The organism is Arthrobacter sp. CAN_C5, from assembly GCF_017875735.1.
GTDB lineage: Bacteria > Actinomycetota > Actinomycetes > Actinomycetales > Micrococcaceae > Arthrobacter_D.
This window is the reverse complement of record NZ_JAGGMZ010000001.1, coordinates 3,676,157-3,691,814: the sequence shown is the minus strand read 5'-3', so window position 1 is coordinate 3,691,814 and position 15,658 is coordinate 3,676,157. Positions and strand designations below refer to the sequence as shown.

The window sequence follows — 15,658 nt, the reverse complement described above, 5'->3', positions numbered from 1 at the left end:
ACGGGGGCGTAACGGGCGTGTTACGGCAAATCACACCGGCCCCGCCGTTCACGCCCGCCAGCCCCGGGTTGCCGGCGGGGAGGCGCGGATTACTGTTTGAAGGCCGCGTCGAAGGAGGTCCCGGACGGGGCGAAATTGAACCCCTTCAGGAAGGCCAGCGCCTCCGGGGCGCCCTGCAACCGGTCCATCCCGGCGTCCTCCCACTCGACCGAGAGGGGACCGTCGTAACCAATGCTGGTGAGCGCCCTGAAACTGTCCTCCCAGGGCACATCACCGCGGCCGGTGGACACGAAGTCCCAGCCGCGGCGGGGATCGCCCCACGGCAGATGGGAGGAGAGGATGCCGTTCCGCCCGCCACCCATCCGCATCTTCGTATCCTTGCAGTCGACGTGGTAGATCCGGTCGGCGAAGTCGGAGATGAATGCCACCGGGTCGATCTGTTGCCACATGAAATGGCTGGGATCCCAGTTGAGGCCGAACGCGGGACGGTGACCGATGGCCTCGAGGGCACGCTGGGTGGACCAGTAGTCGTAGGCAATCTCTGACGGGTGCACCTCGTGGGCGAACCGGACGCCGCACTCATCGAACACGTCGAGGATGGGGTTCCAGCGGTCAGCGAAGTCCTGGTAGCCGGCGTCGATAACGTTCTGGGATACCGGGGGGAACATGGCCACGTACTGCCAGATCGAGGACCCGGTGAATCCCACAACCGTTTGCACCCCGAGCTTTTGTGCCAGCCGTGCAGTCAACTTCATCTCCTCGGCGGCGCGGGTCCGTACGCCGTCGGGATCCCCATCACCCCAGACCCGGGGCCCCACGATGGCCTCATGCCGGAAGTCGATCGGGTCATCGCAGACGGCCTGTCCCTTGAGATGGTTGGAGATGGCCCACACCTTCAGCCCGTTGCGCTCAAGGATGTCGAGCCGCCCGGCGATGTACTCGTCGTCGTCCCAGCGCCACGCATCCAGGTGGTCGCCGGAGACGGCGATCTCGAGGCCGTCGAAGCCCCACTCGCCAGCCAGACGCGCCACCTCCTCGAAGGGGAGGTCGGCCCACTGGCCGGTGAACAGAGTGTAATTGCGTGGCATGGGGTGCTCCTAGGTCAGGGTGAGCTGGGCTGGGTCCCAGTCCTCGGGAAGGGGATCGAGCGCCGCAGCGGAACTGGTCACCGGGACAAACTCGCCCGTCTCGATGGACTCGGCGGTCGCCACCATCGCATCCAGGATGTGGAACGCCGTCGAGCCCTGCGCCCGGTGCGGGTGGCCCGCCCGGATGGCGCGTGCCATGTCGAGTACACCGGAGCCCCGGCTGAACACCGACCCGACGGCGGGGATGGTCTCCCAGTCCGCCGCGCCGTGCCGGTAGATCCGGACATCGCCGTGGAACTCGTTCGGGTCGGGAAACGCGATCGTCGCCTCGGTGCCGGTGATTTCGACGAAACCGGTGCGGGGCAGGGGCGAGTCGAAGCTGAAGATGCTCTGCGACGACTGGCCGCCGTCGAACTGGGTGAGGGCGCTGACATGGGTGGGAACTGACACCTGGAACTCCTTACCGGCAATCGGTCCAGATCCGACCACCCGGGTGTCGCGGGCCCGCGAGCCAGCCGCGGCCACCCGCCGGATCGATCCGAAAACCTGGACCAGGGTGGTGAGGTAGTACGGCCCGATATCGAACAGGGGACCAGCACCATCCTGGAACAGGAAGGCGGGGTTGGGGTGCCAGGACTCCGGTCCGGGGGACTGCATGAGTGTCAGAGCCGTGAGCGGGGTCCCAATGTCCCCGCGCTGGATGCAGCGCAGCCCGGTCTGCAGCCCAGCACCGAGGAAGGTGTCGGGGGCGCACCCCAGGCGCACCCCGGCCGCTTCCGCTGCGGCCAGCAGTCCTGCGCCGGAACTCCGGTTGAGTGAGAAGGGTTTCTCGGACCAGACATGCTTCCCGGCTGCCACCGCGGCGAGGGCCACCGGCACATGCGCGGAGGGGGTGGTCAGGTTCACCACGATCTCCACATCGGGGTGGGTCAGGGCAGCTTCCACCCCTCCGGACGTGTCGATTCCGAACTCGGCCGCCCGGGTGCGGGCCGCGTCCTCGGAAAGGTCGGCCACAACGTGCACAGTGAGATCGGGGAACGCGGTCAGGTTGGTTAGGTACTCCTTGCTGATCACCCCGGCGCCGATCACGGCGACGCCGACCGGACCCCTCATGCGTCGGCCCGGGCGAGCAGGAACCGGCGGCTGTCCTCGATCGCCGCGAAGAGGTCCCCGGCGCTGTCGTCGAGTTCGACGACGACTGTCTCCACCATTGAGGCCGCCTGCAGGACGCCCTCGATGTTCATCCGGCCCGCGCCGACAGCGACCTGCGAGGTGGGGTCCCTGTCGACGGCGCCATCCTTGAGGTGGATGAGCCGGACCCTCTCGCCCAGACGCTCCAGCAGGGCAGCAGGATCCTGCCCGCCGACCGCCACCCAGTAGGTGTCCACTTCCAGGACCACTGCAGGGTCCAGGTGCTCTGCCAGCACTTCAAGGCCGGTGCGGCCATCGAAATCCGTCTCCACCTCGAACCAGTGGTTGTGGTATCCGACCCGGAGGCCGTATCCGGCCGCCACCGTGGCAGCATCGTTAAGCTGCGCGGCGGTGGCTGCGATGTCCTCGACCGATGCCCAGCGGGCCGGATCCACGAACGGGTCGATCACGGTGCGCATCCCGAGTGATTGGGCGGCCGCGTAAATGTCATCCTGGTTCGCGGAGAGCAGTGGTGCGTGGCCGGACGGGGCTGCCAGGCCGTTGCGTCGAAGTGCCGCAGCCAGCCGGTCGTGGTCGGCTGCAAAATTGTAGGGCTCCACGTTGGTGAAGCCCATCGCAGCTATCCGGTCGATGGTGTTCTCGAGGTCGGCAACGAGAGCGTCGCGGACCGTGTACAGCTGGACTGACAATTCCATGGATCTCCTTCGTGCGGTGGGCAACTCAAGCGGGTGGGACGGCGGTGCCGGCCTGGGAGGCACTTTCCTCCAGCGCGGCCAGCACCCGCTGGGTGGCCAGCCCGTCCTCGAACGACGGCGACGGCGGTGTCCCCGAGTCGATCGCGGCAAGGAAGTCGGCCGCCTGGCTGGTGAACGTGTGATCCCAGCCGAGGGTGTGGCCAGCGGGCCACCATGACCCAAGGTACGGGTGCGACGGTTCGGTGACCAGTATTTTGCTGTAACCCTGCAGCTCGGGTGGCACACCGCTGTCGTAGTACTGCAGTTCGTTGAGGTGCTCAAGGTCGAAGCGCAGGCCCCCACGGGAACCGTAAACCTCGATCTGCAGAGAGTTCTTGCGCCCGGTCGCGAAGCGGGAGACTTCAAGGCTTGCGACGGCGCCTGAGGCGAGTCGCAGGGTGGCCCAGGCGGCGTCGTCGACGGTCACCGGTTCCAGGCCGTCCGGGCCTGGGCGCTCAGTGACGAAGGTGTTGACCGTTCCGGATACGGTGACTACCGGGTCGCCAAGCAGGAAGCCCACCTGGTCGACGGCGTGGGAGGCCAGATCGCCGACGGCGCCCGAGCCGGCCGACGCCTTGCGTAGCCGCCAGCTCATCGCCGCACGCTCATCGGCCAGCCAGTCCTGCAGGTAGCTCACGCGAATCTGGCGGACGTCCCCCACCCGCCCGCCAGAAATCAAGGACCGCGCCAGGGCTAGCGCGGGGAGACGGCGGTAGTTGAACCCGACCATCGAATGAACGCCCTGGGCCCGCGCGGCGATCGCAGCGGCCACCATCTGCTCGGCTTCGGCCACTGAATTGGCCAGTGGCTTCTCCACCAGGACGTGTTTGCCGGCCTGCAGGGCAGCGATCGCGAGTTCGGCGTGCAGATGACCAGGGGTGCAGATGTCAACGATGTGGATGTCGTCGCGCTCCAGCACCTCACGCCAATCGGTTGAGCTCTCGGCCCAACCGAACCGGGTTGCCGCATCCGCGACCTTCCCGGCGTCGCGTCCCACCAGGACTTGCTGTGCCACCCGGGGCGTCGGATAGAAGGCGTTCACGTTGCGCCAGGCGTTGGAATGAGCCTTCCCCATGAAGGAGTAACCGAGCACGGCCACTCCGAGCGTGCCGGGCACGTCAGCTGCTGCCGGGGAGGGGGTGGTCATAGGTGGTCTCCTTGAAACAGGGGCGTGCCGGTCCTGGGCGGGGTGATCGAGCGCAGGAACGCGAGGCCGTCTTGGGCGAGCCGGTCCTGGGACTCGGCGAGGGGCCGCCAGATGGAGGCGGCGGTGGCAATGCTGGCGTTATGGGCGGTGAAGCTCTCAATGTTCAGCGGACCCTCGTACCCGATGGTGTCGAGGGCGGCAAGGATGGCTGTCCAATCGGTCTGGTCGCCACCCGGGGCGCCGCGGTCATTGCCGCAGACCTGCAGATGCACGAGGTGCTTTCCCGCAGCCCGGATGGCATCCGCCGAGGAACGCTCCTCGATGTTCAGGTGGTACGTGTCCAGTGCCAGGCCAAGGTGCGGTCCCAGGAGCGGGTCCAGCGCATCCAGTCCCTGGGCGACCGTGTTGATGAGCGGCGTCTCGTACCGGTTCAGTGGCTCGATTCCGAGGACGACGCCGGCGCCGGCTGCCTCGTCGACGAGCGGGGCGAGGTTGTGGCGCAACTGCCGGTACGCCGCCGCACGTTCGTCGTCGTCCATCCGCCAGACCCGGCCGGTGGAGGAATAGAACGGTCCACACACCGATGGTGCGCCGATGTCGTGCGCCAGCTGGATGCAGGCGCTGAGGTACCGCTGGGTCCGCAGAATGACCGGGCGGTCGGCGAGGATCAGGTCACGGCCGAGCGCCATCGCACCCACCAGGTACGGGTGCATCCCGTGCAGGGACTCGGTGACAACATCCACGGTGAAGTCGCCGATGTTCTCGAGCGGCAGTTCAACGGCGTCGAACCCCATGTCGGCAATGGACCCCAGCAAGGGAGGCAGGATGGCGTCGGCGAGGGGGGAAACCCACACCCAGGTGTTCACGCCGATGGGTCGCTGGAATGAGCTCTCCAAGGCCCTGCCTCCTCTCGCTATGGTGGGTTGACTGTTGTGCCGCCGGTGCGGCCGGTTACGGAATCTGGCGTTCCTGCCAGACCTCGGGGTAGCCCTCCATGTCCTCGCCGCCGAACTTGGCGTAGTGGCCATCGGGCATGCCCTCGTTGGCGGTCAGGAACTCGCCCCGTTCGTCCTCGGTGATTGGTGTCTGGGGGAGGATCCATTCGGCCGGGACTTCCTCGCCGGCGAAGATCTTCTCCAGCGCCAGCAGCGGGGTCCGCCACTGGAAATTGGAGTAAACCGGCGCGAGCGCGTCGATGCCCGTTTCCTCCCACTTGCGCAGGAAGCTCATCTCGTCCTCGCCGGTCATGACCGGGAGATCCGCGCCGGCATCCTCGAAGGCCTCGATCGCCGCGACAGCGCCGTCGCCGGCGTCCATCCAGATGCCCTGGACGTCACCGGTCGCCAGTTCATCCGCCAGGAGGTCCTTGATCTCGGTGGGGTCTGCTCCGGTGAAGTAGTCCACTGCCTCGATGCCGTTCTCCTCGAAGATCCGCTCGGCAGCGGCCCAGCGCTGCTCCAGGACGTCAACACCGGGCAGGATGCGCAGGGCAACCACCTTGTCGCCTTCCTCGAGCCGTTCGCTCAGGAACTCGGCGGTGTCGATTCCCCAGGCGAAGCCACCGATGGGGTGGATGAAGGTGACGGCGCAGTCGGTTTCGACGCCGCGGTCAAACACCACCACCGGTTTTCCGGTCTCGCAGGCCCGCTCAACTGCTGGGGTCATGGCTGCCGTCGAGTTGGGGGAGATGATGAACGCGTCGCAGTTGCCTTCAGCGATGAAGTAGTCGATGTCGGCGATCTGGGTGTTGTCGTCGTCCTGCGCGTCCCGGGTCTCCATTTCGGAGATGACCCCCGAGTCCTGCAGTGCCTTCAACTGTTCGTTCATGGTGATCCAGCCGGTCTGCCGCCACGGGTTGGAGATCGAGGCGTTGGCGAAGCACGCCTTCTGCGCGCCGTCCGCCGCGTACTCGGCGGTGTCGGTCATCTCCCCGTCGATGTACTGCAACCAGGGCTGCTCCGGGTCACCCTCGAAGGTGGCGGAGCGCTGCTCGAACTGGTCGTCGTACACCTCCTGCACAAACCACTCGTCGCTGCTGGTCTCCTCGGCAGCGGGTTCGGTTGCCGCGGCGGACGCCGCGGTGTCTTCCGTAGGCGGGTCCTCAATGGATGAATCGGTAGTGCACGCGGTCAGGGCGAGCAGCGAGGTTGCTGCCACCACCGTGACCTTTGTCAGGATGCTTCGTTGCATCATATTCCTCTCTCATTGGTGCCCACGGTGGGCGGTGGAGCGATGGGGTGTGTCGGTTCGTGGGTGCGGGAGCTGGTGCCCCGGCGTGTGCGTTGCCAGGTCTGTGCCGCCGCGGCGACCGCGACGATGATGATGATGCCCTGGACGGTGTCCCGCCAGGTCGACTGGACGCCCAGGAAGTTGAGCAGCGTGAACAGGGTTTCGAGGGCGAAGGCCCCTGCCGCTGCCGAAAGCACCCAGCCGCGGCCGCCGCCCAGCACCACCCCGCCGAGGACGACGGCGGTGATGGCGGTGAACTCGTAGCCGCGCCCCACGGACGGATGAACCCCGGCGTAGCCCACCAGGATGATGCCAGCGACCGTCGCCGACAGCGACGACAACATGAACGCGCGGGTCTTGACCCACCAGACGCGGGCGCCGGTCAGTGCTGCAGCGCGCGAATTGTCGCCGACGGCGATCAGGGTGCGACCATACGGGCGGCGCATCAACCACAGCGCTGCTGCGGCGGTGACAATGAAGATAATGACCGGGTAGGGGATGATCTCCAGTATCGGGACATCGCGGATGCCGCCCCGCCCGATCTGCCGGAAGCTGTCCGCCGGGTTGCCGGTTGCGGCGCCTCCGGTTGAGTACAGCACCATGCCGAGCAACGCGAGCATCATGCCGAGGGTGACGATGAAGCTCGGTACCTTCAGCAGGGTCGTCACCAGCCCATTGATCAGGCCAATAAAGGCGCCGAACACGAACATCAGCACCAGTACCGGGATGACCCGGGCGTCGTCGTCGCCAATCAGGTTGCCGGCGATGAAGACCTGCGCCGTGACCACCGATCCCATCGACAGATCGAATTCTCCGGAAACGATCACGAAGTACTGTCCGATGGCCGCGATCGCAATCGGCGCTGTCCGGCCGATGAATCGGATCAGGGAACCGGGTTCACTGAACGACGGGTTGGCCGCAATCACCGCGATCAGCAACGCGATAAGGAGGATGAACACGCCCCCGCTGGGGGTCCGTAGGGCCCGGAGCAGCCGGTCCCCGGCCGAAGAGCGGTTCCGGGCGAGGACCTCGTTCCGGGTTCCCTGGGCGTTTTCGCTGACGCTCATGCCGACACCTCGCGTGCTGCGGTGGTGGCGGATTTCTCGAAACGCGGTGGGCGGGTGATGACCGTGCGGCGGGCGTAGACGGCGACGGCGATCACGATCACCAGCCCCCGGACCACGTCCTTGAGGAAGGGATTGATCTGCATGACGCTCATGATGTTGTCCAGCATGGCGAAGATCAGCACCCCGCCGAGCGTCCCCACCAGGGACCCCTTGCCGCCGGCAAGGAGCGTCCCGCCAAGAACGACGGCGGCGATGGAGAGCAGGTCGTACCCACCCTGGGAGCCGATGGTGGGGCTCCCGACACCGAGCCGTGCGGCCAGCAGCAGGCCCGCCAGGCCTGCCATGACCGAGCACAGGACGTGTGCGGTGATGATGGGGGTGCGGGTGCGGATCCCTGACATCCTGGCGACGCCGAGGTCCCCGCCGACCGCGTAGATATGGTGGCCCACCCGGGTTCGGTTCAGCATCAGCAGGACCAGGCCCGCGGTGGCGAGCATGATCAGGGTGGAAATCGGGACGGGTCCGAGCCCGGTGGCCCCGATCAGCCGGAAGGACAGCGGTGCCTGGCCGGAGCTGCCCTGGTAATTGGTGGCGAGGTAGCCGCTGATGATCAACCCCATCCCGAGGGTGGCGATGAAACCGTGCACCTTTAGGCCGGAAACCACAAGACCGATGGCCAGCCCGATGAGCCCTGAGATAGCCAGGGCAGCGAGCACCCCGGGGAGCACGTTCGCGCCCTGGTTGGCCATGATGCCTGCGGCGATGAGGCTGGACAGGCTGATCACGTACGGGACTGACAGGTCGAGGCTGCCGACCAGGATGACCAGGGTCTGCCCGATGGCAATGAACCCCAGGACGCTGGTTCCGGTGAGGATGTCGGAGATGTTGCCGGTGCTGAAGAAGCTGCGACCTACCGAGCCGACCAGGACGGTGCCGACGATGATGGTCAGCAGCACCACCAGGTACACGATGTGCGTCGAGGTCAGCCGTGAGAGTCGGTTCATGATGGGGTCTCCTCGGTCCGCGCGCCGGTGGCTAGCTGCAGGACTTCTTCCTCGGTGGATGTCGGTGACAATTCACCGGCGATGAGCCCGTCCCGCATCACCAGCACCCGGTCGGACATACCCAGCACCTCCGGCAACTCACTGGAGACCATCAGGATGGCCTTACCCTCGGCGGCGAGCGCCCGCATGAGGTTGTACACGGCCACCTTGGCCCCCACATCAATGCCGCGGGTCGGCTCATCGAGCAGCACCAGCCGTGGGCTGATGGCCAGCCACTTGGCGAGAACCACCTTCTGCTGGTTTCCCCCGGAAAGGTATTGGACCTCCTGGTCAAGGTCACGGGCAATCACTTCCAGGGAGGAGAACACTCCCGGTGCATCCTGGCGTGCCTGGTTGGTGCGGCCCGGGAACACCGAGCGGATCACGCTGAGCGCGTTGTCCAGAATCGACTGGTTCAGGCTCAGCCCCTGCGATTTCCGGTCTTCGGTGATGAGGGCAACGCGGTGCGTGATGGCGGCCCGGGTGCTCCGGGCCGCGTAGGCTTCGCCGGCGAGCCGCATGCTGCCCCGGGTGAAAGGGGCGGCACCGAAGATCGCTTCGACCAGCTCGGTGCGTCCCGAGCCCTGAAGCCCCGCGATGCCGACAATTTCGCCGGTGCGGAGGGTGAGGTTGATCGAATCGAGCTGTTCGTTGCCGGCGCCGGTCACTTCGAGCAGCGGTTCACCGATGGTGGTGCCGGGGGTAACCTCCGGGAAGTAGGCGGAGATTGGCCGGCCAACCATCATGCGTACCAGTGAGGCGTCGTCCATTGACGACGCCGGTTGGGATCCGACCACTTCGCCGTCTTTCAGGACGGTGATCGTGTCGCAGAGGTCGAAGATTTCCTTGAGCCGATGCGAGACGTAGAGGATCGCCACACCCCGCTCCTTCAGGCGCCCGATGATGCCGTAGAGCAGTTCGACCTCCGGCCCGGCGAGCGCTGCGGTGGGCTCGTCCATCGAGATAATCCGTGCGTCGTAGCTGACTGCCTTGGCGATCTCCACAATCTGCTGCTGGGCGACCGAGAGGTTGCTCACCGGGGTGGACGGCTGGATGCTGGTGATTCCGAGTTGGTCCAGCAGCTCTGCGGTGCGTTCCAGCATCGCCTTCCGGTTCACCAGGATCCCACTTCGGGGTTCCCTGCCCAGGTAGATGTTCTCCGCGACGGTCCGGTCGGGGAGAAGGTTGAACTCCTGGAAAACCGTTGAGAGCCCGGCCTCGTGCGCCTGGGTGGGATGGGAAAAATCAACGGGGGAGCCTGACAGTTCGATGGTGCCCGAGTCCCGGTGGTGTACGCCGGCCAGCAGTTTCATCAGGGTCGACTTGCCGGCACCGTTCTCGCCGACCAGGCCGTGGACTTCACCCGAGCGCAGCTCAAGAGAGACGTCCTTCAGTACCTCGATGCCGAAGAAACTCTTCGACAGTCCGGAGACACTCAGCACCACCGGCGTGCTGACCCGAGACTCCGCGGGGAAGACTTCTTTATCCACTCGCTCACTGTGACATAAGACTCATACTTTTGTCGAGCATCACGCAAAAGTATCCCTTCGATCATCAGTTAGTAGTTTGTGAGACAGCTCCAAGTTCTGCGTGGTTTACTAAAACCGTGTTGAAGATTGAGTCCGAGAAGCAGGGCCGCACCTCCGCGTTGCCCGCGCCCGGCGCCAGCGAGGTGTTCCAGCTCCTGCGCGACGGACAACCGCGGACCCGGGCGGAACTGGCGCAACTCACCGGGCTCGCACGTTCCACCGTCGCCTCGCGGGTGGAGACCTTGATGACCCTCGGACTGGTGGCCCCCTATGGTGGAGCCGTGTCCACCGGGGGGCGGCCGCCGTCGTTGTTCGCGCTGAACCCCGGAGCCCGGGTAGTGATCGGTGCCGACATCGGCGCCACCCACGCCCTGGTGATCCTGACCGATCTCTCCGGCGCAGAACTGGCCAGCGCCCGGCAGACACTGAACATCTCCGATGGGCCGGAAGCGGTGCTGGGCTGGCTGGTCGCAACGATCGGTAAACTGTTGGTGGAGGCACACCGGAGCAGTTCCGAGCTCGCGGCCATCGGCATCGGGCTGCCCGGTCCGGTGGAGCACGAGACCGGACGCCCCATCAACCCGCCGATCATGCCGGGCTGGGATCGCTTCGATGTGCCAGGTCTGGTGCAGCGAACTTTCGACGTCCCGGTACTCGTGGACAACGACGTCAACATCATGGCCCTGGGGGAGCTGAGCAGCAACTGGCCGGACACCTCCGACCTGATGTTCATCAAGGTGGCTACCGGCATCGGCGCCGGGATCATCTCCGGGTCAATGCTGCAGCGCGGCGCCCAGGGAACCGCGGGGGACCTCGGCCACGTACGCGTGCCGCGCGGCGGGGACATTCCGTGCCGGTGCGGGAACACCGGGTGCCTCGAAGCAATGGCCGGCGGCCCGGCGCTTGCCGCCGCCCTTAATGCACTGACCGGCGGAACCCTCACCAACAGCCAGGGCGTGATCGACCTGGTGCGCTCAGGTGACGGGAACGCCATCCAGGTGATCCGTCAGGCCGGCCGTGATATCGGCGACGTGCTGGCGACCTGCGTGAACCTGATCAACCCCGCGGTGGTGGTGATTGGCGGAAGTCTGGCGCAGGCCGGTGAACACCTGTTGGCGGGGATCCGCGAAGTGGTCTATCGCCGCTCCCTGCCGTTGGCCACGGAGCACTTGCGGATTGTCCCCTCGGTTGCCGGGCAGAATGCTGGGGTCAGGGGTGCCTCGGTGATGGCCATCTCCCATGTCCTGTCTCCGGAGTCGATCGAGACCGCGAGCCTGGCCGCACCCTGACCCGTGCCGCGCCACGGCTCATCCCGACCGGCTCAGCCCCACCGGGCGGGGTCGGTTTCCAGCTGGGTCCTGTCCCAGCGGCCGGTCGTCGCGGCGGCGGCGTAGGTGGCCTGCAGGAATTCGAGCAGCACCCGGTCGGGGTCCGCAGCGGACCGCACCCTTTCATACGGAAGGAGAAACTGCCCATTCTCGGCCGAATAGAACGCCCCCGGCGGTCCCGGTGGCTGGTCGGCAAAACCGGACGGCTCCGGATAGGCGTACGCGTAGAACGCCCCCTCCTCCCCACCGCCAGGCCAAAATCCGCAGCTGCTGAGCTCCTTGGAATAGCCCTCCTCCATCACCCAGTCACCGCAGTTCGGGGCCCCGCCGGGGTGGACTGGCGCGTCCCGACCGGAGAAGCGGGTGCACGCCAGGTCCATTGCGCCCCAGAAAAAGTGGACAGGGCTGACCTTGCCGATGAAGTGGGCCCGAAATTGATTCATCACCCGGTCCGCCTGGACAAGCTGGCGCCAGAACAGGTGGGCGGCCACCGGGTCGTAGGAGGCGTGCACGGTGTCTTCCGCGAACGGGATCGCCGGGTCCACCTCGTTGGGTTGTGACTGGATGACCGTCTCGATGCCCAGTTCGGTGAGCGCCCCCATAATCCAGGAATGAAAATCCTTGACCGGCATGGACGCCAGGGCGAGCTCCCGGGTCTGCCCATCCCCGCTGCGGAGCCGGAGCCGATGGTCGCAGAAATCGAATTCGATGTCGAAGACGGTGTCCCGGTGGGGGATTGCCGACGTCCTCAACCCGCGGGCACTCACGTACAACGTGACCTGCCACCAGTGGTTGACCAGCGGGGCGTGGGCGAGACGGATCTTGCCGATGATCTGCGTCCACATGTGCAGGGTGTCCCGCGTGTCAGACCAGTCGTCGACCCGGAGCCGGGGCCATGCTGTTGATGTTTCCTCGCGCTGCACCATGGGCTTACCTTCCGTCCGCTCTCCTTGTGATGCTGAGCCTAATCCAGACGGGATATTCAGCCCAGGGAGTGGGTGGCAGACTCATCAAGGCTGCCGGGCACTCGGATAGGCTTGAGCGGCAGGGCGGCGCATCGACGCCAAAGCATAGAAATGGGGAAATGTGCATCGATTCCTGATCCGATTGCTGGTGGTTTTGACAGTGATTCTGGGGGTCAACTACATCGGATGGCGCTGGCTGGAGTCATTGAACTGGTCTGCCTGGTGGATCGCTATTCCGCTGGTCTTAGCCGAGACCTACAGCCTGATCGACGTCATGCTCTTTGGCCTGACCACCTGGCGGACCCGGGAACGGATACCCCCGCCCGCTCCCGAGGGCTTGACCGTCGACGTTTTCATCACCACCTACAACGAGCCGTTGGACATGGTGATGGACACTGCCGTGGCGGCCCAGCGGATCAGGTACCCACATCAGACCTGGATTCTCGACGACGGCGCGAGGGACGAACTCAGGTTGCTGGCCGAGGAACACGGGATCGGGTATCTCACCCGGGGAGACGAATGGGCGAATCGGCCCCGCCACGCAAAGGCAGGGAATCTCAACAATGCGCTGATGATGACTCAGGGTGAATTCATGCTGATCCTCGATGCGGACCAGATCCCCAGGCCGAAAATCCTGGACAGGACGCTGGGTTACTTCAATAACCGCAAGGTGTCCCTGGTGCAGACCCCCCAATGGTTCGTCAACGTTCCTGAGGATGACCCGCTAGGTAGTCAGGCACCCCTGTTTTACGGCCCGCTGCAGCAGGGCAAGGACGGCTGGAATGCCGCCTTTTTCTGTGGTTCGAACGCACTGCTGCGCCGTGAAGCGCTCATGCAACTGGGCCTGGTGGGCTACGTCGACGAGGTTGAGCGCAATATCCATTCCGCGTTGAAGGGCGCTCGGACGGCGGTGCGTAAGGCGCGCAAGTCCAAGGACTCCACCGCTCCAATGGTGGCCGGCCTGCTGGACGAGGTGGAGGTTGCAACGAGGAAAGCCAGCGCCGATCTCAAGGCCGGCAGGTCGTTCAGCGAGATCACCTACAACCTGCGCCGCACGGTGGATGGTGCCGTCCAGCAGCTCGTCGCGGCGGACTTCTCGGTACTCCAGGCTGACCTGGCTGAGATCTCGGCGATGGGCCTGGACGGCGGTGTCCCTCTCACCCCTGACGACGTCGATGCTGCCGTAGCGCACCTGTCGTCGAGGCATTGGTCCCCTCTGGGCGCCCTGGAATCAGTGCAGGCGGTGCTTGAGGCCATCTCGGTGGAGCGTAATGACGAGGCCCAGCCGGTGATGCCTTTGGCCACGATTTCCGTGACGGAGGACATGGCCACTTCTATGCGGATGCACTCTCTCGGCTGGAAGAGTGTCTACCACCATGAGATCCTCGCCGTTGGCCTCGCCCCGGAGGATCTCAAGACCATGCTTACCCAGCGGCTGCGCTGGGCGCAGGGCACGATCCAGGTGCTGCTGCGGGAGAACCCGCTTACGAAGCGGGGAATGAAATGGACCCAACGGTTGATGTACTTCGCGACGATGTGGAGCTACCTCTCAGGATTCGCCGCCGTGGTCTACATCGCCGCGCCGGTCATCTATCTCCTGCTCGGCATCCTGCCCGTCAACAGCCTCAGTACGGAATTCTTCATCCGTTTCATTCCCTTCATGGTGGCCAACCAACTCCTGTTCATCGTGGCCGGACGAGGCGCGAAGACGTGGCGGGGACAGCAATATAGCCTTGCTTTGTTCCCGATCTGGATCAAGGCATGCACCTCAGCGGCACGCAACGTGTGGTTCGGCCGCCCCTTGGATTTTGCCGTCACACCCAAGGTCAAGCAAGGCAACAGCCGCGACTGGCACCTGATCCGCCCGCAGCTGCTTGCGATGGCTCTGCTGGCTGGAGCAGCGGTGGTCGGGCTGGTGCGGCTCGGGGTAGGCCTGAATGAGCCGCTCGGCACAGCAGTCAACGTGTTCTGGGTTGTCTACGACCTGGTTGTGCTCAGCGTCCTGATTAAGGCGGTTCGCTATCAGGGGTTCGCCCCCAACGAGCAACCAGTTGGCGTCCTGAAACCGTGACCGACTCCAGCATCCCCGGAAGGATCAGCCGCTCTGGATGATCAACGCCGGCTCACGAGCGCCGCTTTGAATGCGTTGGCGGATGCTTCGCTGCTGTTGATCCGCCAGTCGGCTTCCTTTGCCAGGTGGAACCAGACCAGAGCAACGATGTCTGGTTGGTTGGAGAGGTAGTCGAAAAGGGCCGTATTCCACGCTGCTTTTGACCCGCCGAGTTCCGAGGATGCTGTCTCGGCGATCATGATGGGCTTCCCCGGTGCCAACCGCCTCAGTTCTGCGAGACCCTCACCGAATAGCAGCCCAGGCTCTTGCCAGGCGCTCCAGATCTGGGAAGTGCCCCAGTTGTAGCCGTCCAGTGCGGTCACGTCGACATAGGCTGCTCCCGGGAAAAGCTCTTCCAGTGGGGTGGAACCCGCATAGGGGACATTCGGGTTCCAGATCCAGCGGATGTTCGTCGCCCCGGTGGCGGTGACGACGTCGTGGACGTGCCGGTAGGCGGCCACATAGTCACCCGGCCCGTTCCCGTTGACTCCCTCAGCCCACGGGTACCAGTCACCGTTCATTTCATGACCAAACCGCAAATAAACCGGGTGACCCCACTGGCCGAGAGCCGTTCCCCATTGCCGCAGGTAACCGTCGAAATCGCCGGCGGCGATGCGGTCCAGCGAATAGGCGGGCTGTTCCACGCCGCCACCCCAGGACCACGGTTCCCAGGTCAGGATTGTCTCTGCGCCACGGGACCTCACCGCGTCAAGTTCGGTCAGCGGTGGTGGTTGACGGAAGTCCTTGTAGGAGAGCACCAGCGAGGGTGCCTCTCCGGCAATGGCTTCGACCTCGTCGAGCTCTGCCGTTGCTGCCGGACCACCATTCGTTCCGACACCGAAGCGGATAGCTTTGGGGGTTGACGAATCGGGGCTGGTGGAATGAACAGGGTCCGTGACGGTGAAGATGGAGGTGGCCGATGCAGAGCCTGCAGTCGCCCTGATCTCCACACTCGATGCCCCGGCAGGGATGATCACTGAGGCCTGGAACGAGCCAGCTCCGTTCACCCGCATCCCGACACTCGTCGACGCGGCAACTATCGAACCCTTCGTGTTCTTGGGGAAACCCAGGCCGGTAATGGTCACTGACGTCCCGGCTGGCCCCTGGGAACTGCTAAGGCTTATTGCTGCGCCTGCCTGGGCGGCGGGAAGAATCCCCGTCGATAACAGCGCAACGGCGCACATCATCAGGAGCACCCTGGTGGTAGTCCTCCGCGCATGTCTTAATGCTGGTGCGAATGAGCGAAGCGGCACGGGGAAGACCATG

13 protein-coding genes are annotated in these 15,658 nt (G+C 65.2%); 2 read left to right on the top strand and 11 right to left on the bottom strand.

Translation table 11 applies throughout. The features are described 5' to 3' along the window. Positions 1 to 89: 89 nt before the first annotated feature. The 9 genes from H4V95_RS17205 to H4V95_RS17165 are packed head-to-tail and all read right to left on the bottom strand — an operon-like array spanning position 90 to position 9,950. Positions 90 to 1,088 (bottom strand): sugar phosphate isomerase/epimerase, encoded by a 999-nt coding sequence (locus H4V95_RS17205; RefSeq protein WP_209731173.1) that lies wholly within the window; start codon positions 1,086 to 1,088, stop codon positions 90 to 92. Between the two features lie 9 nt (positions 1,089 to 1,097). Continuing rightward, entirely contained in the window at positions 1,098 to 2,201 is a 1,104-nt protein-coding gene (locus H4V95_RS17200) for a Gfo/Idh/MocA family protein (RefSeq protein WP_209731172.1), read from the bottom strand. After that, a complete protein-coding gene (locus H4V95_RS17195) occupies positions 2,198 to 2,935 on the bottom strand; it encodes a sugar phosphate isomerase/epimerase (RefSeq protein ID WP_209731171.1) in 738 nt (245 codons plus the stop codon). Before H4V95_RS17195 ends, H4V95_RS17200 begins: the two co-directional genes overlap by 4 nt. Positions 2,936 to 2,960: 25 nt before the next feature. Further along, positions 2,961 to 4,121, bottom strand: a complete 1,161-nt coding sequence (locus H4V95_RS17190) for a Gfo/Idh/MocA family protein (protein ID WP_209731170.1) — start codon at positions 4,119 to 4,121, stop codon at positions 2,961 to 2,963. Further along, on the bottom strand, positions 4,118 to 5,017 hold the full coding sequence (locus H4V95_RS17185) for a sugar phosphate isomerase/epimerase (protein ID WP_245345760.1): 900 nt from the start codon (positions 5,015 to 5,017) through the stop codon (positions 4,118 to 4,120). Before H4V95_RS17185 ends, H4V95_RS17190 begins: the two co-directional genes overlap by 4 nt. Before the next feature lie 55 nt (positions 5,018 to 5,072). Beyond that, positions 5,073 to 6,311: a substrate-binding domain-containing protein gene (locus tag H4V95_RS17180; protein WP_209731414.1), complete on the bottom strand. Its 1,239-nt coding sequence runs from the start codon at positions 6,309 to 6,311 to the stop codon at positions 5,073 to 5,075. Further along, complete coding sequence (locus H4V95_RS17175; protein WP_209731168.1) at positions 6,311 to 7,417, bottom strand: ABC transporter permease; 1,107 nt, start codon at positions 7,415 to 7,417, stop codon at positions 6,311 to 6,313. The genes H4V95_RS17180 and H4V95_RS17175 overlap by 1 nt, the downstream gene beginning before the upstream one ends. After that, the gene (locus H4V95_RS17170) at positions 7,414 to 8,421 is read right to left on the bottom strand and encodes an ABC transporter permease (protein WP_209731167.1); all 1,008 of its coding nucleotides are present in this window, start codon (positions 8,419 to 8,421) and stop codon (positions 7,414 to 7,416) included. The genes H4V95_RS17175 and H4V95_RS17170 overlap by 4 nt, the downstream gene beginning before the upstream one ends. Further along, the gene (locus H4V95_RS17165) at positions 8,418 to 9,950 is read right to left on the bottom strand and encodes a sugar ABC transporter ATP-binding protein (protein ID WP_196867093.1); all 1,533 of its coding nucleotides are present in this window, start codon (positions 9,948 to 9,950) and stop codon (positions 8,418 to 8,420) included. The genes H4V95_RS17170 and H4V95_RS17165 overlap by 4 nt, the downstream gene beginning before the upstream one ends. Positions 9,951 to 10,066: 116 nt before the next feature. Here H4V95_RS17165 and H4V95_RS17160 point away from each other — a divergent pair, with 116 nt between their 5' ends. Continuing rightward, positions 10,067 to 11,278 (top strand): ROK family transcriptional regulator, encoded by a 1,212-nt coding sequence (locus H4V95_RS17160; RefSeq protein WP_196867094.1) that lies wholly within the window; start codon positions 10,067 to 10,069, stop codon positions 11,276 to 11,278. 32 nt (positions 11,279 to 11,310) lie between these two features. Here H4V95_RS17160 and H4V95_RS17155 read toward each other — a convergent pair whose 3' ends face one another. Then, positions 11,311 to 12,243: a DUF5996 family protein gene (locus H4V95_RS17155; RefSeq protein ID WP_245345759.1), complete on the bottom strand. Its 933-nt coding sequence runs from the start codon at positions 12,241 to 12,243 to the stop codon at positions 11,311 to 11,313. A 160-nt stretch (positions 12,244 to 12,403) separates the two neighbouring features. Between H4V95_RS17155 and H4V95_RS17150 the strand changes: the two genes are divergently transcribed. After that, positions 12,404 to 14,353, top strand: a complete 1,950-nt coding sequence (locus tag H4V95_RS17150) for a glycosyltransferase (protein WP_209731166.1) — start codon at positions 12,404 to 12,406, stop codon at positions 14,351 to 14,353. A 41-nt stretch (positions 14,354 to 14,394) separates the two neighbouring features. Here H4V95_RS17150 and H4V95_RS17145 read toward each other — a convergent pair whose 3' ends face one another. Next, positions 14,395 to 15,477 carry a glycosyl hydrolase gene (locus H4V95_RS17145; RefSeq protein WP_312884072.1) on the bottom strand — a complete coding sequence of 361 codons (1,083 nt, stop codon included), beginning with the start codon at positions 15,475 to 15,477 and terminating at the stop codon, positions 14,395 to 14,397. Between the last annotated feature and the right edge of the window lie 181 nt (positions 15,478 to 15,658).

Coding starts and splice junctions, on each gene's coding strand:
- H4V95_RS17155 (WP_245345759.1), bottom strand. CDS start 12,243: ATGGTGCAGCGCGAGGAAACATCAACAGCATGGCCCCGGCTCCGGGTC.
- H4V95_RS17190 (WP_209731170.1), bottom strand. CDS start 4,121: ATGACCACCCCCTCCCCGGCAGCAGCTGACGTGCCCGGCACGCTCGGA.
- H4V95_RS17205 (WP_209731173.1), bottom strand. CDS start 1,088: ATGCCACGCAATTACACTCTGTTCACCGGCCAGTGGGCCGACCTCCCC.
- H4V95_RS17200 (WP_209731172.1), bottom strand. CDS start 2,201: ATGAGGGGTCCGGTCGGCGTCGCCGTGATCGGCGCCGGGGTGATCAGC.
- H4V95_RS17175 (WP_209731168.1), bottom strand. CDS start 7,417: ATGAGCGTCAGCGAAAACGCCCAGGGAACCCGGAACGAGGTCCTCGCC.
- H4V95_RS17170 (WP_209731167.1), bottom strand. CDS start 8,421: ATGAACCGACTCTCACGGCTGACCTCGACGCACATCGTGTACCTGGTG.
- H4V95_RS17195 (WP_209731171.1), bottom strand. CDS start 2,935: ATGGAATTGTCAGTCCAGCTGTACACGGTCCGCGACGCTCTCGTTGCC.
- H4V95_RS17180 (WP_209731414.1), bottom strand. CDS start 6,311: ATGCAACGAAGCATCCTGACAAAGGTCACGGTGGTGGCAGCAACCTCG.